Consider the following 18,955-nt stretch of genomic DNA (forward strand, 5'->3'; position numbering starts at 1 on the left):
GCGCCCGACACCGGGCCGGTGCGGCTGGCCGGCGTCCAGGTGCCCATCGGGCCCGGTCCGCGCGTCGCCGACGCCCGGGCCGCCGCCGTGAAGGCACCTCCTCCCGAGGCGGGGCTCGCCGCCTCCTGGTCCCGGCCACGTCCCGGTGTCAACGGCGCCGACCCCGCCGTGGCCGCGCCCGTGGCCGCTCCCGAACCCGATGCCGGCGCGTCCTGGCGGCCGTGGCGCTTCCGCATGTCGAACGATGTGTGGGGCACGCCCGCCGTCGCCGGCGACCTCGTCTACGTCACCTCCTTCGAGGTCCACGCCCTGGACGTGGCCACCGGCCGGCGCCGCTTCAAGACACGGGACGTCGCCTGGTCGATGGCCGTCGCGGACGGCCGTATCCACGCCTCCGACGGACCCACCCTCTTCGCCCTGGACGCCCGCGAGGGCACCGACCTGTGGCGGCTGGCGGCCGACGCCTGGGTGTACTCGCTCAAGGCCGACCACGGCACCGTCGTCACCGGCACCCGCGGCGGCGGCGTACAGGCCTGGGAGGCCTCGGGCGGTCAGAAGCTGTGGGAGATCACCGGAGCCCAGACCGACTTCGAGTCGCCCGAGGCCGGGCCGGTCGTCCAGGACGGCACGGTGTACGTGTGGCAGGACGCCCGCCTGCGCGCCCTCGAAGCGCGCACGGGCGAGGAGCGCTGGTCGTACCCCATCGGCGACGCGGCCTCCTGCGGCGGCGTCCCGGTCCGCCTCACCCAGGCCGACGACGGATACGTGTACGTGTCCGCCGGCACCCGTGTCCTCGCCATCGACATCGCGGGCGGGCACGTCCGCTGGCACTTCGAGGCGCCCGCGGTGTTCCTCAGCCCGCCCACGTTCGCGCCCGGCCCGGCGGTCACGGGCGGCGGGGTCTACCTCGCCGACTACCTCGGCACGGTGTACGCCCTCGACGCCACTGACGGCCGGGACCGCTGGCGCATCGCCACGGAGTCCCGCGCCTCGATCGATCCGGTCCTCGTCTCGGCCGGGCACGTCCACGTGGGCAGCGGCAAGGGCCTCTACACGCTGGACGCCGTCACCGGCACCCCGAAGTGGCGCTTCCAGGCGGGCGGCGAGATCGTGGGCGCACCCGCGGTCTCCGACGGCCGCATCCACTTCGGCTCCACGGACCACCTGCTCTACACCCTGAAGGCCGACGACGGCCGCCTGCGCTGGAAGCTCGCCACCGGCGGCGAGATCACCGGGGCACCGGTCGTCAAGGACGGGGTCGTGTACGCCTGCAGCAAGGACCGGTGCGTGTACGCGCTGGACGCGGAGAAGGGGACGGGGACGGCGCGGACGTAACCGCACCCGGCGCGGCGCCAGGGCCACGGGCTGCGGGGCATCACGTGGCGGGCGGCCGCACGCGGTGGGCGGCCGGGCCTCAGTCGCGGTCCGGCGGCGGTCGCGGCCACGTCTGGGTCGGAGCGTCCTCGTCCGGGCCGCCGGTCGGGCCATCCGGCTCCTCCGGCTCCTCCGGCTCATAGGGCTCATAGGGCTCGCGCTGGTCCACAGGAGTTAGGGGCCCCCTCCGTCCCTTGACGTGTTTGCCGCCTGCGCCGCGCCCGCGCATGAACAGGGCCCCGAGCAGCAGCAGCACCCCGCCTCCGAAGGCGAGCGCCGTTCCAAGGCCAAGCCCGTTCGCTTCCTCGCCCGAGATGGTGAAGCTGCCCTCGACCAGCCCGATCCGGACCATCCACAGAATGGTGAAGCCGAGGACGATCACGCCGGCCACGGCCACCAGCACCCGCAACCGCAGCACCAGCCCGATCAGCGTGATCAGCGCCGCCACCACGAACGGCAGGAAGAGGGAAGCGAACAGCTCGGCGCTGACGTTCGTGATTCCGGTCCCGGTGACCAGATCCTCGAGGCGGTAGTACTGACCGTCACGGCCGTTGTACCAGGCCTGGAAGGGGCTCCATACGGCGGCCGCCGCTCCGACGAGAGCGAGTACCTGCCCGAGTACGTTGCGGACCATACGCGGACCTCCGTTTTTCCCGGCTCCCGCTCCAGACGCTACGCCGGGCGGACGGCCCCCGCCATGCGACGGTTACTGTCCGTGACTCACGGGATCACCGAACCCGGAAGCCGGAACGGCGCGTACGGAAGAGTTCCGCCTGCCGCTCGCCCGGCAGATTGCCGAGCGAGACGAGCTGCGGCGCGTACGTGAGCGCATGGGCGCGCGCCGCCTCCTTCGCCGCCCAGAGAGCTCGTACCGTGCCCTGGACGGCCTCGGGCGGATGGGAAGCGATGACGGCGGCCGCTTCCCGGGCCGCGTCCAGCGCCCCGCCGGGCGCGGTGAGCTCGGACACGAGCCCGATCTCGTACGCCCGTCGCGCCGAGATCCGTTCGGCCGACCCCATCAGGGCCATCCGCGCGACCTCCCCGAACGGCATCCGCTGCGCCATGTAGACCGACTCGTACGCGCTGACCATGCCGTACGTCGTATGCGGATCGAAGAAGGCGGCCGTTTCGTCGGCGACGACGAACTCGCTCTCGCCCAGCAGATAGAAGGCCCCGCCACAGGCCATCCCGTGCACGGCGGCGATGACGGGCTTCCACAGGTCGTTCGCCTTGGGCCCGATCGTGTCGAGCGGATCGTCCACCATGTACGGCGAGTTGGGCTGCCGCACCTCGACGCTCCGGTCGAGCCCCGTGCAGAAGGCCCGCTCGCCGGCGCCTGTGATGACGACCGCGCGGATGGCGTCGTCGAACCTGAACTCCCGCCAGGCGGTGGTCAGTTCGGCGGCCATGTCGAGGTCGATCGCGTTGAGTTTCGCGGGCCGGTCGAGGGTGAGCACGGCGACGCCGGTGTCCTTGTCGGTGGCGATACGGAGGGAGGGGGTCATGGCCGCTCCAGTACCCACTGCGGCAGCGGCAGCCCCGTGCCGTCTCCGCCGTCTCCACCGTGTCCGCCGTCTCCGAAGACGACCTGCACTTTGGCGCCGATCCGAAGGCGCTCCGCCGGAACGGAGTTCAGCGGGGCGCCGGGCCCGCTGACGAGATTCCCGACCAGCCGAATCCGAGGGGCCTCCGCCAGCTCGACCACGATGACGCCGTACGGGGCCTGTTCGGCGTAGTCGGGAAGGAGCGGCGGATGCGGGACGACGTACGACCAGATACGCCCCTTTCCGCTCATCCTCCGCCACTCACTCTCGAAGGACTGGCAGTGTGGGCAGCAGGGGCGGGGAGGGAAGCGGAGCTCGCCGCAGTCCTGCCGGGCGCAGGCCTGGATGCGCAGTTCGCCCCGGGCGGCGTACTCCCAGAAGGGGGCGCCGTCGTCGTCCACGATCGGTGTCAGCATGGCAGCTCGTCAGCTCCTCAGGAGTAGGGCGGATGTCGGCACGCCCTCGCCCGCCGTGACCAGGCAGGTCGCGGCGTCCGGGATCTGGGCGGTGCTGGTGCCGCGCAACTGCTTCACGCCCTCGTTGATGAGGTTGAAGCCATGGACGTATGCCTCGGAGAGCCCGCCTCCGCTGGTGTTGACCGGGAGCCGTCCGCCGATTTCGAGGGCGCCGCCTTCGGTGAAGGCCCCGCCCTCGCCCCTGCCGCAGAAGCCGTACCCCTCCAGGGAGAGCGGGATGAGTGCGGTGAAGGCGTCGTACAGCTGGGCGACGTCCACGTCGCCCGGCGCGAAGTCGGCGTGTTTCCACAGGTGTCGGGCCGCGGTCCAGGCCGGGCCGGTGAGCGGGTCGTCGTTCCAGTAGTTGACCATGCCGTGGTGCTGGGCGGGCAGGCCCTGGGCGGCGGAGTGGACGTACACCGGTGGGCGCCGGCAGTCGCGGGCCCGTTCCTTCGACACGATCACGCAGGCCAACGCACCGTCCGTCTCCAGGCAGTTGTCGAAGAGGCAGAGGGGTTCGCTGATCCAGCGGGACGTCATGTACATCTCGCGGGTGAGCGGGCGCTCGTACATGATCGCGGCGGGGTTCTGGTTGGCCCGGTTCCGGCAGGCGAGGGCGACGTTGAACAAGTGATCCCGGGTGGCGCCGTACTCGTGCATGTAGCGGCGGGTGAGCATGGCGATCTCGTCGGCGGGGCGGAGCAGCCCGAAGGGGCGGGTCCACTGGGCCGGGGTGGGCAGTTGGACGGTGGTGTTCTTCCACGGCCGTGGGCCGGAGCCCCGCTTCCGCGACCGCCAGGCGACACCGACCGTGGCCTGCCCGCCGGCGATGGCGGTGGCGAGATGGGCGACGGTGGCGCAGGAACCGCCGCCGCCGTACCCCACTTTGCTGAAGAAGGTGAGATCGCCGGCGCCGATGGACTTGGCCAGCTCGACCTCGTCCGTCTCCTCCATGGTGTAGGAGGCGAACGCGTCGACTTCGCTCGGGGCGATCCCGGCGTCGTCGAGCGCGGCGAGAACGGCACGGCAGGCCAATGTCTTCTCGGACTCCGGGAGTTGCTTGGCGAAGGTGGTCTGACCGATTCCGACGATGGCCGTCGCGTCCTTGAGTCCCGCGAGTCCTGCGAGTCCTGCCATGGGCACGCACCTCCGCTGTTGGAGTCCGCACTGCTGACAGTGCGTCAGGGTACAGCTAATCTGACGGTCAGTCAGCTAGTGGTGGGTTGTGGCGGTGGTGGCGGTAGCGGTGTGTGAGCCCATCGGAAGGGAGGCGCGCGATGCGCGAGGACTTGGTGCGCGAGGACCTGGTGCGCGGGGACTTGGAGTGGGGGAGCATCCCGGGGCTGGTCCGGTCGGCGGCCGAGCGGTACGGCGATACCGAGGCGGTCGTGGACGGGCGTACGCGCGTCTCGTACGCGGAGTTGGGCGCGCGCGTGGAGCGGGCCGCGGCGGCATGCATCGCAGGCGGTGTCCAGGCCGGCGACCGGGTCGCGATCTGGGCACCGAACTCGCTGGACTGGATCGTCTCCGCGCTGGGCGCGGTGTCCGCCGGGGCGGTGCTCGTGCCGCTGAACACGCGCTTCAAGGGGACGGAGGCGGCGTACGTCCTGTCGCGCAGCCGAGCGCGGCTGCTCTTCGTGACCGGTACGTTCCTGGGGACGTCGTACGTGGCGTCCTTGCGGCGGGCCGCCGCGGAGGGACCGGGCGCCGGGCCTCTGCCGGGCCTTCCCCATCTGGAGCAGGTGGTGGTGCTGTCCGACGACGCGCCGCCGGACTTCCGCACCTGGAAGGACTTCCTGGCCGACGGAGACGGAGTCGCCGACGCGGTGGTGCGCAACCGCTCGATGGCCCTGTCGCCGGGCTCCCCTTCGGACATCATCTTCACCTCGGGCACGACCGGCCGTCCCAAGGGCGCCGTGATCACGCACGCGCAGACCCTGCGCGCGTACGCCATCTGGTCCGACCTTGCGGGCCTGCGCGAGGGCGATCGCTATCTGATCGTGAACCCCTTCTTCCACACCTTCGGCTACAAGGCGGGCGTGGTGGCCTGCCTGATGCGGGGCGCGACGATGATCCCGCAGCCGGTGTTCAACGTGGACACGGCGCTGGCGAACATAGCCTCGGAGCGGATCTCGGTCCTGCCCGGCCCACCGACGCTCCACCAGTCCCTCCTGGACCACCCGTCCCGTGACGCGTACGACCTCTCGGCGCTGCGGCTGGTGGTGACGGGCGCGGCCGTCGTCCCGCTCCAACTGGTGGAGCGGCTACGGACGGAACTCGGCGTGGGGACGGTCCTGACCGCGTACGGCCTCTCGGAGGCCGGCGGCATCGTCACGATGTGCCGACGCGGGGACGACGCGTCGGTGATCGCGTCGACGTCCGGCCGGGCGATTCCGGACACGGAGGTGAAGGTGGTTTCCGCGTCCGGGAATCCGGTCCCCGTCGGCTCGCCGGGAGAGGTCCTGGTCAGCGGCTTCAACGTCATGAGGGAGTACTTCGAAGCCCCCACCGAGACGGCCGAGGCGATCACTCCGGACGGCTGGCTGCGCACGGGCGACGTCGGCGTCCTGGACTCCGCGGGCAACCTCCGTATCACCGACCGGATCAAGGACATGTTCATCGTCGGCGGCTTCAACGCCTACCCGGCGGAGATAGAGCAACTACTGCTCCTGCACCCCGGGGTGGCCGACGCGGCGGTGATCGGGGTGCCCGATCCGCGGCTGGGCGAGGTCGGGAAGGCGTTCGTGGTGCGGCGACCGGGGGCGGTGACGACCGCCGACGACCTGATCGCCTGGTCCCGCCGCGAGATGGCGAACTACAAGGTGCCGAGGACGGTGGAGTTCGTGAGCGAACTACCGCGCAACGCGAGCGGAAAGGTGGTCAAGGGAGAGCTGCGCTCCGGCTGTTCCTGAGGCGACGGACTCAACGAACGTGGCCTGTACGGAGCTTGGTGAGCGCGGTGCGGATCTCCTCGACCATCCCTTACGCGCCGTGAGTGCGACAAGCCTCGGCCGCGGCGGCTCCCCCTCCGCGCCGCCGCGGCCGATCCCCGTCGGGATGAAGGTCTTTACCTGGCGTCCTAGCCCTTCGCGGGCGGCGTGGGCATCGGGTTGTCCATCGTCTTGATGGTGTCGTCGGCGGGCGGCGTCGGCATGGGGTTGTCCAGCGTGCTGACGCCCGAGCCCTCCGCGGGCGGGGTGGGCATCGGGTTGTCCATCGTCTTGACGGTGTCCTTGGCCGACCCCTCGGGCATGGGATTGTCCTGCGGTGTGGCGTCCACGTCCGTGTTCTTGTCGCTCATACCTTCAGTTCCTCCGCTGTGGTGACGAGTCAGGAACGCCCGCCCGGAGACTCCCCCGAGGGCCGCCGGACGGGCGTCTGGAGCCGCACACTAACCCGTTGGCTCCTGGTCAGACCGTCTGCCCCCCGACGCGACGGTGTGACAGGTAAGAGAGTGTCGGACGGCGATAAACGAATGCTGAACGTCCGCAAATGCCTGCTGAGAGGCCCGAGGCCCGAGCCCGAGGCCCGAGGCCCGAGGCCCGAGGCCCGAGCCCGAGGCCCGTCGCTCACGCCGCGGCGGCAGGCGTGAGCAGAGCGCGTACCTCGTCGGCCTCCGGGGCGCCGTTCTCCTCGTACAGGTTGAGCGCCTCGCGCCAGCAGGCCCTGGCCCGGTCCACCTGTCCCAGTTCGGAGAGCGCCCGTCCCAGGAGCGTCAGGACGCTGCCCCGCATCCGGTCACCGCCGATGCACCCCAGCGCGAGAGCCTGTTCGGCGTGCTGGGCCGCTTGTGCGGGGCGGCGGGCGGCCAGGTGGACTTCGGCGATCCGGAAGTGGGTGGTCCCCTCCCAGAGCCGCTGCCGGTGGTCACTGAGGATGCACAGGGCGTCGGAGAACTGACTGAGAGCTTCGGAGTGACGGCCGGCCCTGGTCAGGGCGACCCCCAAGGCGTAGTGGCTGTTTGCGAGGCGCACCGTCCTGCCGAACTCGGCGTGTGCCGCGACGCCGCGCCGCGCGATCTCGACTGCCTTGGTGACGTTGCCCATGCCCAGGTGGGCACGGGAGAGGTTGCACAGGCTGGTCGCTTCGAAGGGCCGGTTGCCGGCCGCCCGCAAACCCTCTATGGCCTGGTCGAAGAAGACCTTGCCGTCCGCGTACCGGCCCTGGTGCAGGCAGATGAGGCCCCGGTTGTTGGCCACCCAGCTGATGGCGGTCGCATCCTGCGCGGAGCCCGCGAGTTCCATGGCCGACCGCGCCTGCTCCTCGGCCTGTTGAATCGGGCCGGAGACCAGGAGGACATCGGTGAGGATCGTCCGCGCCCTGCCTTCCGCCCGGACGTCTCCCGCGGCCCGCGTGGCCTCGCACATCGCCCTGGCCGTCGTCTCGTACTGGTACGAGTTGGCCCCCGACTCGGTCAGGTCCTTGGACGCCCAGAGCAGGTCCACCGCCCGCCGCAGCCGGTCCGTGCCGGCGGACTGCCGTACGCAGGCCAGCAGCGGAGCCGCCTCGGTGTACAGCCAGTCCAGGGCGGCGGCTCCCTCGGTGAATCGCAGACCCGCGTGCTCCGTCGGCTCCAGATGATCCACCAGCCGGTCTCCCGGCCGCTCCATCGCGTAGACCCTGGCGGCCGTGGCCAGGTAGAAGTCCAGCAACCGGGACATCGCCGCGTCCCGCTCGCCGGGCGGCCGCTCATCTCTCTCCGCACACGCACGCGCGTAGAGTCGGACCAAGTCGTGGTAGCGATAGCGGCCCGGAGCCGCGGACTCCAGCAGCGAGGTGTCGACCAGCGACTCCAGCAAGTCCTCGGTGTCGTCCGGCGGAAGGTCCAGTACGGCCGCGGCCGCGGCGAGCGAGATGTCCGGTCCGTCGGCCAGCCCCAGCAACCGGAAGGCCCGGGCCTGCGCGGGCTCCAACTGCCCGTAGCCGAGCTCGAACGTCGCCTTGACCGCCAGATCGCCCGCCTGCAGCTCGTCGAGCCGACGCCGCTCGTCCGCCAGCTTGGCCGCGAGCACCGAGACGGTCCACGTCCGCCGGGACGCGAGGCGGGACGCCGCGATGCGGATGGCGAGCGGCAGGAAACCGCACGCCGCGACCACGTCCAGCGCGGCCTTCCGTTCGGAGGCCACCCGTTCCTCGCCCACGATCTTCGTGAAGAGCTGGAGCGCCTCCTCGGGGGACATCACGTCCAGGTCGACCAGTTGAGCCCCCTCCAGGTCCACCATCCGTACGCGCGACGTCACCAGTGCCGCGCACCCCTCCATCCCGGGCAGCAGCGGCCGTACCTGGGCCGCGTCGCGCGCGTTGTCCAGCAGCACCAGCACCCGCCGCCCGTCCAGGGTCGAGCGGTACAGCGCCGCCCGCTCCTCAAGCGAGTCGGGAATCGCCGAGTCCGCCGTGCCCAGGGCTCGGAGGAAAGAGCCCAGTACCGTCTCCGGCTCGGCCGCGCGCGCTCCCGCCCCCTGGAGGTCCACGTACAGCTGACCGTCGGGGAACGAGCCCCGCGCCTGGTGCGCCACGTGCACCGCCAGCGTCGTCTTTCCCACGCCTCCTATGCCGGCCAGCGCCGACACCGCCATCACCCGGCCCCCGGCCGCGGAGGTCGCCGACAGCACCTCGATCAGCTCGGCCACGAAAGACGCCCGCCCGGTGAAGTCCGGGACGGTCGCGGGAAGTTGCGCCGGCTTCACGGGGGCGGCCGCGGGCTCCGCGACCGGCGCCGACGGTTCCGCGAGCCCCGGGTCCGCCTGCAGGATCCGCTGCTGGAGCTCCGTCAGGCCGGGCCGCGGGTCGACCCCCAGCTCGTCCGCCAGCAGGCGCCGCGTGTCCGCGTACACGGCCAGCGCCTCCGCCTGCCGCCCGCTGCGGTACAGCGCGAGCATCAGCAGCTCCCGCAACCGCTCGCGCAGCGGATGAGCCGCCGTCAGAGCGGTGAGTTCCGAGATCGCCTCCGCGTGGCAGCCCTGTTCCAGATCCATGTCGAGCCGGGACTCGACGAGTTGAAGCCGCCACTCGTCCAGCCGGGTCCGCTGGGTGTCCGCGTACGGCCCGGGGACGTTCGCCAGCACCTCCCCGTCCCACAGGCTCAGCACCTTGTTGATGAGCGCTCGCGCATGACAGAGATCCCCGGCGTTGCGCGCCTTCTCGGCGTCCGCCGCCAGTTCCTGGGCCAGGGCGAGATCGAGGGCCCCGTCAGCGAGCGACCGGATCGCGTAGCCGCCCGATTCGCTGACCAGAACACCGGAGCCGAGGACCTTCCGCAGGCGCGAGGCGTACGTACGGACGGCGGCCAGTGCCTGCGACGGGGGCTCGTCGCCCCAGAGCGCGTCGATCAGTTCCGAGGCCGTGGCCGTACGGCCCTCGCGCAGGAGCAGGGCCGCGAGCAGAGCACGCTGCTGGGGGGAACCGGTGGGCAGGCTCTCCGCCCCGCGCCAGGCACGCACCGGTCCGAGCACGCTGAAGCGGAGCGGTGCCGATTTCTCGGAACCCCACTGCTCCGGTTCCCCCGGGTCCGGTACGCGCGGGTCTGGTACGCGCGGTACGCCGTCCATCGCTGCCCCCCTGCCCGACTGTCATGACAACCAGGCCAGTTTGCCTTGTTCACGGCGGATGCGTCAGCCGTGGGTAATGGTGATCACAGGCCGCCACGCCATGTTCCGGAACGCCTCACAAGGTCCACACACAGTCGGCGCAACCCGGAGACCGTCATCCAGAGAGCTGACGGACCGTCAGATCAGCGCTACCGTAAGCCGCATGGAGACCATGGAGACCTTCCCGAAGATCATCTCGGTGGACGACCACACGGTGGAGCCCCCCCACGTCTGGCGGGACCGGCTCCCGTCGAAGTACCAGGACCGAGGACCGAGGATCGTCCGCGCACCGCTCAGGGAAATGTCCTTCCTGGGAGGCAAGTTCGCTCCCGTGATGGGCAACCCCGGAGAGGACGGCCCCATCGGCGACTGGTGGGTCTACGAGGACCTGCACCGTCCCCTCACCCGCCTCGACACCGCCGTCGGCTACGACAGGGACGAGATCAAGCTCGAAGTGATCACGTACGAGCAGATGCGGCCGGGTTCGTACGACGTCCCGCAGCGCCTCGCCGACATGGACGTCAACCACGTCCAGTCCGCCGTCTGCTTCCCCACCTTCCCCCGCTTCTGCGGCCAGACCTTCACCGAGGCGAAGGACCGCGAACTGGCGCTGCTGTCCGTACGCGCCTACAACGACTGGATGGTGGAGGAGTGGTGCGGCCCGCAGGCCCGAGGCCGCCTCATCCCCCTGACCCTCATCCCGCTGTGGGACGCCGAACTGGCGGCGGCCGAGGTGCGGCGCAACGCCGCCCGCGGAGTACGGGCGGTCGCCTTCTCCGAGATACCTCCGCACCTCGGACTGCCCTCCGTCCACACGGACGACTGGGATCCGTTCCTCGCCGCCTGCGACGAGACCGGAACGGTCATCGCCATGCACATCGGGTCGAGCAGCCGGATGCCCTCCACCTCCGCGGACGCACCGCCCGCCGTCGGCTCCACCATCACCTTCGCCAACTGCTGTTTCTCGATGGTGGACTGGCTGATGAGCGGCAAGTTCGAGCGCTTCCCGAACCTGAAGGTCATGTACGCGGAAGGGCAGATCGGCTGGATCCCCTACATCCTCGAGCGGGCGGACGTGGTGTGGGAGGAGAACCGCGGGTGGGGCGGCGTCGCCGACAAGGTGCACCGCCCCCCGTCCGAACTCTTCGCCGACCATGTGTACGGCTGCTTCTTCGACGACGCGTTCGGCCTGCGCAACCTCGACTCCATCGGCGTCGGGAACGTGTTGTACGAGACCGACTACCCCCACTCCGACTCCACCTGGCCGAAGTCCCGCGAGGTCGGCGAGGCCCAGATGGGGCACCTGGACGCCGACGTGGTCGACCGGATCGTACGGCGCAACGCCATCGAGCTGCTGGGGCTGACGAAGGACGGCCGGTGGGCCGGACCGGGCGGTGCCCGGTGAGCCCGGGCGACAGGTCACTGCTGTACGGGATGCAGCTCCCGGTCCAGTCGCAGAGCACCCTCTACGCCGAGGGGTGGGAGGCGGCCGCCGGTCCGGACGACCTCGTCGAGATCGCGCGCACCGCCGACCGCTCCGGCTTCGCGTACCTCGCGAGCTGCGACCACGTCGCCATCCCGCGCCGCCTCGCTGCCGCCATGAGCACCGTCTGGTACGACCCCGTGGCCACGCTCGCCTTCCTCGCCGCGGCCACCGAGCGCGTCCGGCTGCTCAGTCACGTCGCCGTCGTCGGGCTCCGCCACCCCCTCGTCACCGCCAAGCAGTACGCGACCCTCGACCACCTGTCGAGCGGCCGCCTGATCCTCGGGGTCGGCGCCGGACACGTACCGGAGGAGTTCGAGGCGCTCGGAGCCGACTTCGAGCGGCGGGGGTTCGTGCTCGACGAGACCATCGACGCGCTGCGTTCCGCCCTCGGACGCGATGAATTCCCGGAGCACCACGGGAAGTTGTACGACTTCGAAGGGCTCGGGCAGCGGCCCCGGCCCGCGCAGGTCAGGGTCCCCGTCTGGGTCGGCGGCTCCTCGCCCGCCGCGGTGCGCCGGGCCGCGGTGAAGGGGGACGGGTGGCTGCCGCAGGGGGACCCGCGCGATCGGCTGCCGGAGCAGATCGCCCGGCTGAAGCGGCTGCGGGAGGAGGCGGGCATCGCCGAGCCCGCCGTCGTCGGCGCCGTCACCGAGCCGCTGTACGTGGGGGAGCCGGGGTGGCACGTCGGCCGCCGCACCCTCGCCGGCCACCCCGAAGCGCTCGCCGAGTCGCTGCGCGCGTACCGGGCGATGGGGGTCCATCAGATCCAGGTCCGGTTCCGGTCCCGGAGCCTGAGCGAACTCACGGACCAGATGGCCGCGTTCGGCGCCGAAGTGGCCCCGCACCTTTAGGGTCGGACCGGCTCCGACTGGGCCTTTGGGAAACCTGTCTGACAGGGCTGACGAGATCTCGTTGAAACTTTGAACAGGGTGCGAGGTGGGTCACGTATGTACTGGCGTCATGGTCTCTGAGGAAGGACACGCGGCATGCGATCCTCCAGGCGCGCCGGCACAGCGAATCGCTCTCCCGTTCTCACCGCTCCGGATGACGCGTCCCGCAGACTGACCGTCGCCCTCGCGTGTGCCGAGGGCGACTGGCCGCACCGCGACTGGCCGAGCGCGGACGATCCGTACGTGGGCCGTGCGTTGTTCACGCCCCCTCCTCACCAGGCGCTGCGTGACCTTGCCGGTGCCGCGGACGAGGGGGCCGAAGCCGCCGCCGCGGACGTCGTGGTGCTGCGCTGCGAGGACCCCGCTGATGCCTTCCCCAAGTTACTCACCGCTATGGGTGACATGAACGCTTCAGTCATCGTGATCAGCCCCCGACGGGACACCGACAGCATCCTCGAGGTCTTCCGTGGCGGAGCCGGCTATCTGGTCGAGGGCGATTACTGCACCTGCATGCTCTCCGCGGCGGTCACGGGCGCAGTGATCGGCCACACCTATCTCTCGCCGGCGGCGTGTGCGGCCCTCAGAGAGGGGGCCCAGCGCATGGCCGAACCGCCAGCCGACGCCCTGGAACGGCTGCGGTCCACGCTCTCGCCGCGCGAGCGGCAGATCATGGAGTTACTGTCGACCGGCCTGGGCGCCCAGGAGATCGGGATGCGGTTGCGGCTGTCCGAGAAGACGGTCCGCAACAACCTCAGCAACATCTACGCCAAGCTGGACGCCAGGGGCAGCACGGACGCGGTGCTGCGGTGGCTGGGAGCCGCGCACGACGACTCCCTGGGATCGACCGCAGGCTGACGTGGCGTTGACGTGGCGTGCACGGAAGAAGCCCCCGCGTGCGGCGCGGGGGCCGGTCCCGCTACGGTGCCGGGATCTCGGACAGCGGGATCTCGACGTCCGTGACGTTCTCGCCGCCCTCGTCGAAGCCGGGTTCCGTCCTGAGGCTCTGCGTCGAGTTCTGGATACCGCGGGCCTCGGGAGTCCCGCACTTCACGTTGCGCAGCCAGAGCCGGCCGTCAGGGGTGCCGTTCTGCAGGAGCTGCGGATAGAAGACATGCACGCTCGTGCCGCCTTCCTTGGGGGAGAAGAACACCTTCTGGCCGTTCTGCTCCTCCTTGTACGTGGCCCTGAGGAATCCGCTCACGTCCGTGCGCTTCTCCGACCACATGAAGAACCCGAGGTGGTCGGCCTTAACGGTGTCGGTCCTTGAGAAATCGAATCCGGTCCCCGTGTCATCACGCTCGAGGTTGAATTCCGACGTGTTGAACTTGGCGCCGACTTCGAAGAACGAGTTCCCCAGCTTTGAATCGGCGGCGGCGACGAATCCGTCTTCGAGCGTGACGGACCTCACCACCGACGCGGACACGCTGAAGTTCTTCGTGGCGGCGGTCGTGGAACCGCAGTTGTCGGTCACGGTGGAAACGCGCTTGTTGGGCCCCAGGCTGTTCCTCTTGTTCTGGACGTCGACGAATTCACAGTTGTCCAGCTTGGCGGAGTTCTCGGCGCAGTCCTTGGTCACCTCGGAGGGGGTGGCGGCACCCGCTTGGTTCATCAGCGGAACGGCCACCGCGGCGGCCACCACCGGGGCCAGCACGAGGGTGATGCGCTTCTTCCTGCTCCGGTGATTTCCCTTGCGGCCGGTGCGTGTCATGGTGCGTCTCCTTGAGGGGGGAGTGTGGGGAGTTGGGTGGTGGAGAGATGCGGGGGAGTGGGGTGACCGGGGGCCGTCAGCAGTCGGTCAGTACGGGCTTGGCCGTCCCGTCCGCGATTCCGGGTGCGCCGGCGGCTCCTGGCAGAACGGCGGGTCCCTCGACGACTTCCGACGCCACGAAGTTCTTCTCGGGGCTGGGGTTGGTGGCGAAGCCGCCCGGGTCGGCATCGATCCTCACTCGCCATTCGCCCGTCATGCGCTGCATCTTCGGCGTGAACTCCATGTGGAGGATCTTGCCGGCCGGGACTTCCCTCGTTTCCGTGTCGCCGGCGGTCACCGTCCTGAGGGTCAGGTCGGTCGTTCCCTTGTGCTTGAGCCAGGACCCGCTCAGAGCGCCGAAGAGGCCTCCACCGGCCCCCTGTTGTGTCGCGGTGTACTTGCCCTGGCCCTGACCCACGGTCGCCTTCCAGGTGATCTCGACCTTGGACGGCTCGGTGGCGTTCGGCTCGCAGTTCGGGAAGTCGATCGAGGCCTTCTCCTTGGGGCCGTCGAAGGTCTCGAACTTCGTCTCTACGTAATCGCAGTTGTCGGCCGCGAAACCGTCCGCGAAGGCGCCCCCGAAATCACTCACCGACTGCTTCTTACCGTTGAGCACTGCGGACCTTTCGCACATCGAGATGATCTGCTCGGGCGTCTTCTTCTCCTCGGCGGCGTTCGCCGACGGCAGCAGGGTGATGACCGCTGCACCGGTGGCGAGGGCGGACCCGATGGCGACGAGTCGGACCTTCTTGTTCTTCAGGGCCCTCTTGGCCATGTCTTGCTCCGTCCTTGGCGGCTTCTTTGCCTTGCGGGGAATGGATTATTGGTCGGGGCGGGAAGCGGCAACAGAGTCAAATGTCCCTACTGGCCAGTTGGTTGACGTGTGCAGTGCGACACACACCGAACCCGTCACCCCTTGTCTGACGGTCCGTCAGCTACGACCATGGGTGTCCTCGTCAGATGCGTGACGATGCCTCAGAAAGGGCGTCCACCACGCGTCCACACCTCTGAAGGAGAGACCCATGGGCAAGCTCGACGGGCGTGTCGTCCTCGTCACCGGCGCCGCGCGTGGCCAGGGCGAGCAGGAGGCGCGGCTCTTCGTCGCGGAGGGCGCGCAGGTCGTCGTCGCGGACGTACTCGACGATCAGGGGGAGAAGCTGGCCAAGGAGTTGGGGGCGCTCTACGTCCACCTGGACGTGAGCCGTGAGGAGGACTGGGCGGCCGCGGTGGCCGCCGCCAAGGATGCGTACGGCCGGGTCGACGGACTCGTCAACAACGCCGGCGTCCTGCGCTTCAACTCCCTCGTCGACACCCCCCTCGACGAGTTCATGCAGGTCGTACACGTCAATCAGGTCGGCGTCTTCCTCGGTGTCAAGACCCTGGCTCCCGAGATCGAGGCGGCCGGCGGCGGGACCATCGTCAACACCGCCTCGTACACGGGGATGACGGGCATGGCGTACGTCGGCGCGTACGCCGCCACCAAGCACGCGATCGTCGGCCTCACCCGCGTGGCCGCACTGGAGCTGGCCCGCAAGGGCATCCGTGTCAACGCGGTCTGCCCCGGCGCCATCGACACCGCGATGACCGATCCGGGCGACGACGCGTCCGCCGAGGCCGTCGACAAGCTCTACCGCAAGCGCGTCCCGCTCGGCCGCATCGGCCGGCCCGAGGAGGTCGCCCGGCTCGCGCTCTTCCTGTCCAGCGAGGACTCCTCGTACATCACCGGGCAGCCGTTCGTGATCGACGGAGGCTGGCTGGCCGGAGTGAGCCTCATCTGACGGCACGTCAGCTATTGACGCTCCACGGGGTCGGTGGAACAGTCGGCCGTATCGAAGATCTGACGCTCTGTCAGAAATACTTGTGCGGACCTGACCGTGGGACGGTGAACCTCCTTGGAATTCGGGCTCTTTGTACAGGGATACGTGGGCAAGCGAGCCGAGAGCGACCCGCTCGCCGAGCACAAGGCGCTGATGGAGGAGACCGAGTACGTCATCCAGGCGGACAAGTCCGGCTTCAAGTACGCCTGGGCGTCCGAGCACCACTTCCTGGAGGAGTACTCGCACCTCTCCGCCAACGACGTCTTCCTGGGCTATCTGGCCCACGCGACCGACCGCATCCACCTCGGCTCGGGCATCTTCAACCCGCTGGCCCAGGTCAACCACCCCGTGAAGGTCGCCGAGAAGGTCGCCATGCTCGACCACCTCAGTGAGGGACGCTTCGAGTTCGGGTCCGGGCGCGGCGCCGGCTCGCACGAGATCCTCGGCTTCCTGCCCGGCATCACCGACATGAACCACACCAAGGAGATCTGGGAAGAGACCATCGCCGAGTTCCCGAAGATGTGGCTCCAGGAGGAGTACACCGGGTTCCAGGGCAAGCACTGGTCGCTGCCGCCGCGCAAGGTCCTGCCCAAGCCGTACGGGAAGTCGCACCCGGCCATGTGGTACGCCGCCGGCTCGCCGCCCTCGTACGCGATGGCGGCCCGCAAGGGCCTCGGGGTGCTCGGCTTCAGCGTGCAGAAGGTGTCCGACATGGAGTGGGTGCTGGAGCAGTACAAGACGGCGATCGTCGAGGCCCAGCCGGTCGGGGACTTCGTCAACGACAACGTGATGGTGACGTCGACGGCGATCTGCGCGCCGACGCACCAGGAGGCGGTCCGGATCGCGGCCGGCGGAGGTCTGCACTACCTCCAGTCCCTCCTCTTCCGCTACCACGACACCTTCCCGCGCCCCGAGGGCGTCCCGGTGTGGCCGGAGACGCTGCCCGAGTTCACCGAGGAGATCATCGAAGTCCTCATCGCCGAGGAGCTGTTGATCTGCGGGGACCCGGACGAGGTGCTGACGCAGTGCAAGCGGTGGGAGCAGGCGGGCGCCGATCAGTTGTCCTTCGGCATGCCGATCGGGATCTCGCGCGAGGACACGCTGCAGACGATCAGGCTGGTCGGTGAGCATGTGATTCCGAAGATCGACACGGATCCGGTACACCGTACCTCGCGGTTCCGAGGGGCTGCCTGAGGTTCGGTTGGCGGCTACGCGTCGGTTGTGGCTGGTCGCGCCCGCGCGGCGGAGCCGCAGATTCACACGGCCCCGCGCCCCTGAGGGGCGCGTCCAACGCACCGGAAGTCAAGGAGGCACGCTCCATGCTCGATCACGTCATCAAAGGCGCGACCGTCGTCGACGGGACGGGCGCGCCCCGCTGCACCGCCGATGTGGGGATACGCAACGGGCGGATCGCGGCCATCGGTACCGTCACCGAGGAGTCCCGTACCACCGAGGACGCGACCGGGCTCGTGCTCGCCCCCGGCTTCGTCGACCCTCACACGCACTACGACGCCCAGCTCTTCTGGGATCCGTACGCGACGCCGTCACTGAACCACGGCGTGACGACGGTCGCGGGTGGCAACTGTGGTTTCACGCTGGCCCCGTTGAACCCCTCCCGCCCCGAAGACGCCGACTACACACGGCGGATGATGTCCAAGGTCGAGGGCATGTCGCTGGTCGCGCTGGAGGAGGGCGCGCCCTGGAGCTGGCGCACCTTCGGGGAGTACCTCGACGCCCTGGAGGGGCGGATCGCCGTCAACGCCGGCTTCATGGTGGGGCACTGCGCGCTGCGGCGGTATGTGATGGGTCCGGACGCGGTGGGCGGGCAGCCGTCGCCGGAGCAACTCGACGCGATGGTGGGGTTGTTGAGGGAGGCGATGGACGCGGGTGCCTGGGGACTGTCCACCACCCAGTCGACCTCGCACTCCGACGGCGACGGAAAGCCGGTCGCGTCCCGCCATGCGAAACCCGCCGAACTGCTGGCGCTCTCGCGGGCCGTCGGCGAGCACGAGGGCACCCAGATCGAGGCCATCGTGGCGGGCTGCCTGGACCAGTTCAGCGACGACGAGATCGACCTCTTCGTGGAGATGACCGCGTCCGCGGGCCGCCCTCTGAACTGGAATGTGCTCACGATCGACGCGTCGGTGCCCGAACGCGTACCGAGGCAACTGGAGGCGAGCGAGCGCGCCCGCAAGTCCGGCGGCCGGATCGTCGCGCTGACGATGCCGATCCTCACACCGATGAACATGTCGCTGGGCACGTTCTGCGCGCTGAACCTGATCCCCGGGTGGGGACCGATCCTGGGCCTGCCCGTTCCGGAGAGGATCGCGAAGTTGCGCGACCCGGACGTCCGGGCCGAGATGCTCCGGCACGCGAGCTCCAAGGAGGCGGGCGTCTTCCGGCGCCTGACCAACTTCGGCCGGTACGTCATCGGCGACACCTACAGCGCCGCGAACGAGGGCCTGACCGGCCGGGTCGTACAGGACATCGCGGCCGAGCGAGGGCAGGAGCCCTTCGAGTGCCTGGTCGAGATCTGTGCGGCGGACGACCTCCGTACGGTTCTGTGGCCGATGCCCACCGACAACGACCCCGACTCCTGGGCGCTGCGCGCCGAGACCTGGCGGCACGAGGACGTCCTGCTGGGCGGCTCGGACGCGGGCGCGCACCTGGACCGTATGTGCGGTGCCCCGTACACCACCCGCTTCCTCGGGGACTGTCTGCGCGGCCGGAAGCTGGTGTCGCTGGAGCAGGCGGTGAGGATGCTGACGGACGACCCGGCACAGCTCTTCGGCCTCCGTGACCGGGGACGCGTCCAGGAGGGCTTCCATGCGGATCTGGTCCTCTTCGACCCGGAACGGATCGACGCCGGCAAGGCCACCCTGGTGCACGACCTGCCGGGAGACAGCCCGCGGCTGGACTCCAGGGCGATCGGGGTGCGGGCGGTCTGGGTCAACGGGGTGGAGGCGATCCGGGACGACGTGGTGACGGGCGCCGTACCGGGCAGGGTGCTCCGCTCCGGGCGGGACACGAGGACGGTGAGCACGAGGTGACACCG

At 69.9% G+C, this 18,955-nt stretch carries 16 protein-coding genes; 8 read left to right on the forward strand and 8 right to left on the reverse strand.

Annotation, left to right across the window (positions count from 1 at the left end):
• On the forward strand, positions 1 to 1,335 hold a 1,335-nt coding region (locus FE633_RS09645), incomplete at its 5' end, for an outer membrane protein assembly factor BamB family protein (RefSeq protein WP_171059879.1).
• 79 nt (positions 1,336 to 1,414) lie between these two features.
• On the opposite strand, the gene FE633_RS09650 is transcribed toward FE633_RS09645, so the two are convergent.
• From FE633_RS09650 to FE633_RS09665, 4 genes are all read right to left on the reverse strand, one after another.
• Positions 1,415 to 2,008 (reverse strand): hypothetical protein, encoded by a 594-nt coding sequence (locus FE633_RS09650; protein ID WP_138044704.1) that lies wholly within the window; start codon positions 2,006 to 2,008, stop codon positions 1,415 to 1,417.
• Between the two features lie 94 nt (positions 2,009 to 2,102).
• Complete coding sequence (locus FE633_RS09655) at positions 2,103 to 2,879, reverse strand: enoyl-CoA hydratase/isomerase family protein (protein WP_138044705.1); 777 nt, start codon at positions 2,877 to 2,879, stop codon at positions 2,103 to 2,105.
• On the reverse strand, positions 2,876 to 3,334 hold the full coding sequence (locus FE633_RS09660; RefSeq protein WP_138044706.1) for a Zn-ribbon domain-containing OB-fold protein: 459 nt from the start codon (positions 3,332 to 3,334) through the stop codon (positions 2,876 to 2,878). The genes FE633_RS09655 and FE633_RS09660 overlap by 4 nt, the downstream gene beginning before the upstream one ends.
• Positions 3,335 to 3,343: 9 nt before the next feature.
• On the reverse strand, positions 3,344 to 4,510 hold the full coding sequence (locus FE633_RS09665; protein ID WP_138044707.1) for a lipid-transfer protein: 1,167 nt from the start codon (positions 4,508 to 4,510) through the stop codon (positions 3,344 to 3,346).
• A 140-nt stretch (positions 4,511 to 4,650) separates the two neighbouring features.
• On the opposite strand from FE633_RS09665, the gene FE633_RS09670 reads away from it, so the two are divergent.
• Positions 4,651 to 6,285 (forward strand): FadD3 family acyl-CoA ligase, encoded by a 1,635-nt coding sequence (locus tag FE633_RS09670; protein ID WP_138044708.1) that lies wholly within the window; start codon positions 4,651 to 4,653, stop codon positions 6,283 to 6,285.
• Positions 6,286 to 6,452: 167 nt separating this feature from the next.
• On the opposite strand, the gene FE633_RS09675 is transcribed toward FE633_RS09670, so the two are convergent.
• Both FE633_RS09675 and afsR read right to left on the reverse strand, forming a co-directional pair.
• Positions 6,453 to 6,674, reverse strand: a complete 222-nt coding sequence (locus FE633_RS09675; RefSeq protein ID WP_138044709.1) for a hypothetical protein — start codon at positions 6,672 to 6,674, stop codon at positions 6,453 to 6,455.
• 268 nt (positions 6,675 to 6,942) lie between these two features.
• A complete protein-coding gene (afsR, locus tag FE633_RS09680; RefSeq protein WP_138044710.1) occupies positions 6,943 to 9,921 on the reverse strand; it encodes an SARP-family global regulator AfsR in 2,979 nt (992 codons plus the stop codon).
• Between the two features lie 211 nt (positions 9,922 to 10,132).
• Here afsR and FE633_RS09685 point away from each other — a divergent pair, with 211 nt between their 5' ends.
• The 3 genes from FE633_RS09685 (at position 10,133) to FE633_RS09695 (ending at position 13,191) form a co-directional block, all read left to right on the forward strand.
• Positions 10,133 to 11,365, forward strand: a complete 1,233-nt coding sequence (locus FE633_RS09685) for an amidohydrolase family protein (RefSeq protein ID WP_138044864.1) — start codon at positions 10,133 to 10,135, stop codon at positions 11,363 to 11,365.
• Between the two features lie 29 nt (positions 11,366 to 11,394).
• A complete protein-coding gene (locus tag FE633_RS09690) occupies positions 11,395 to 12,297 on the forward strand; it encodes a TIGR03619 family F420-dependent LLM class oxidoreductase (RefSeq protein ID WP_138044865.1) in 903 nt (300 codons plus the stop codon).
• A 135-nt stretch (positions 12,298 to 12,432) separates the two neighbouring features.
• Entirely contained in the window at positions 12,433 to 13,191 is a 759-nt protein-coding gene (locus tag FE633_RS09695; RefSeq protein ID WP_138044711.1) for a response regulator transcription factor, read from the forward strand.
• A gap of 61 nt (positions 13,192 to 13,252) precedes the next feature.
• Here the strand turns inward: FE633_RS09695 and FE633_RS09700 are convergent, their stop codons facing one another.
• Together FE633_RS09700 and FE633_RS09705 are read right to left on the reverse strand one after the other, a co-directional pair.
• Positions 13,253 to 14,044, reverse strand: a complete 792-nt coding sequence (locus FE633_RS09700; RefSeq protein ID WP_138044712.1) for a hypothetical protein — start codon at positions 14,042 to 14,044, stop codon at positions 13,253 to 13,255.
• A gap of 76 nt (positions 14,045 to 14,120) precedes the next feature.
• On the reverse strand, positions 14,121 to 14,858 hold the full coding sequence (locus tag FE633_RS09705; RefSeq protein ID WP_138044713.1) for a hypothetical protein: 738 nt from the start codon (positions 14,856 to 14,858) through the stop codon (positions 14,121 to 14,123).
• A 247-nt stretch (positions 14,859 to 15,105) separates the two neighbouring features.
• On the opposite strand from FE633_RS09705, the gene FE633_RS09710 reads away from it, so the two are divergent.
• The 3 genes from FE633_RS09710 (at position 15,106) to FE633_RS09720 (ending at position 18,950) form a co-directional block, all read left to right on the forward strand.
• Entirely contained in the window at positions 15,106 to 15,861 is a 756-nt protein-coding gene (locus tag FE633_RS09710) for an SDR family NAD(P)-dependent oxidoreductase (RefSeq protein WP_138044714.1), read from the forward strand.
• Positions 15,862 to 15,975: 114 nt separating this feature from the next.
• Positions 15,976 to 17,094 (forward strand): LLM class flavin-dependent oxidoreductase, encoded by a 1,119-nt coding sequence (locus FE633_RS09715; RefSeq protein ID WP_138044715.1) that lies wholly within the window; start codon positions 15,976 to 15,978, stop codon positions 17,092 to 17,094.
• Between the two features lie 80 nt (positions 17,095 to 17,174).
• Complete coding sequence (locus FE633_RS09720) at positions 17,175 to 18,950, forward strand: N-acyl-D-amino-acid deacylase family protein (protein ID WP_281291162.1); 1,776 nt, start codon at positions 17,175 to 17,177, stop codon at positions 18,948 to 18,950.
• Positions 18,951 to 18,955 lie beyond the last annotated feature (5 nt).

It is taken from the genome of Streptomyces montanus (assembly GCF_005786655.1).
GTDB lineage: Bacteria > Actinomycetota > Actinomycetes > Streptomycetales > Streptomycetaceae > Streptomyces > Streptomyces sporangiiformans.

Bases quoted from the DNA above. Each gene is read 5' to 3' on its own strand.
- FE633_RS09650 (WP_138044704.1), bottom strand. From the start codon at position 2,008: ATGGTCCGCAACGTACTCGGGCAGGTACTCGCTCTCGTCGGAGCGGCG.
- FE633_RS09655 (WP_138044705.1), bottom strand. From the start codon at position 2,879: ATGACCCCCTCCCTCCGTATCGCCACCGACAAGGACACCGGCGTCGCC.
- FE633_RS09660 (WP_138044706.1), bottom strand. From the start codon at position 3,334: ATGCTGACACCGATCGTGGACGACGACGGCGCCCCCTTCTGGGAGTAC.
- FE633_RS09665 (WP_138044707.1), bottom strand. From the start codon at position 4,510: ATGGCAGGACTCGCAGGACTCGCGGGACTCAAGGACGCGACGGCCATC.
- FE633_RS09670 (WP_138044708.1), top strand. From the start codon at position 4,651: ATGCGCGAGGACTTGGTGCGCGAGGACCTGGTGCGCGGGGACTTGGAG.
- FE633_RS09675 (WP_138044709.1), bottom strand. From the start codon at position 6,674: ATGAGCGACAAGAACACGGACGTGGACGCCACACCGCAGGACAATCCC.
- afsR (WP_138044710.1), bottom strand. From the start codon at position 9,921: ATGGACGGCGTACCGCGCGTACCAGACCCGCGCGTACCGGACCCGGGG.
- FE633_RS09685 (WP_138044864.1), top strand. From the start codon at position 10,133: ATGGAGACCTTCCCGAAGATCATCTCGGTGGACGACCACACGGTGGAG.
- FE633_RS09690 (WP_138044865.1), top strand. From the start codon at position 11,395: ATGCAGCTCCCGGTCCAGTCGCAGAGCACCCTCTACGCCGAGGGGTGG.
- FE633_RS09695 (WP_138044711.1), top strand. From the start codon at position 12,433: ATGCGATCCTCCAGGCGCGCCGGCACAGCGAATCGCTCTCCCGTTCTC.
- FE633_RS09700 (WP_138044712.1), bottom strand. From the start codon at position 14,044: ATGACACGCACCGGCCGCAAGGGAAATCACCGGAGCAGGAAGAAGCGC.
- FE633_RS09705 (WP_138044713.1), bottom strand. From the start codon at position 14,858: ATGGCCAAGAGGGCCCTGAAGAACAAGAAGGTCCGACTCGTCGCCATC.
- FE633_RS09710 (WP_138044714.1), top strand. From the start codon at position 15,106: ATGGGCAAGCTCGACGGGCGTGTCGTCCTCGTCACCGGCGCCGCGCGT.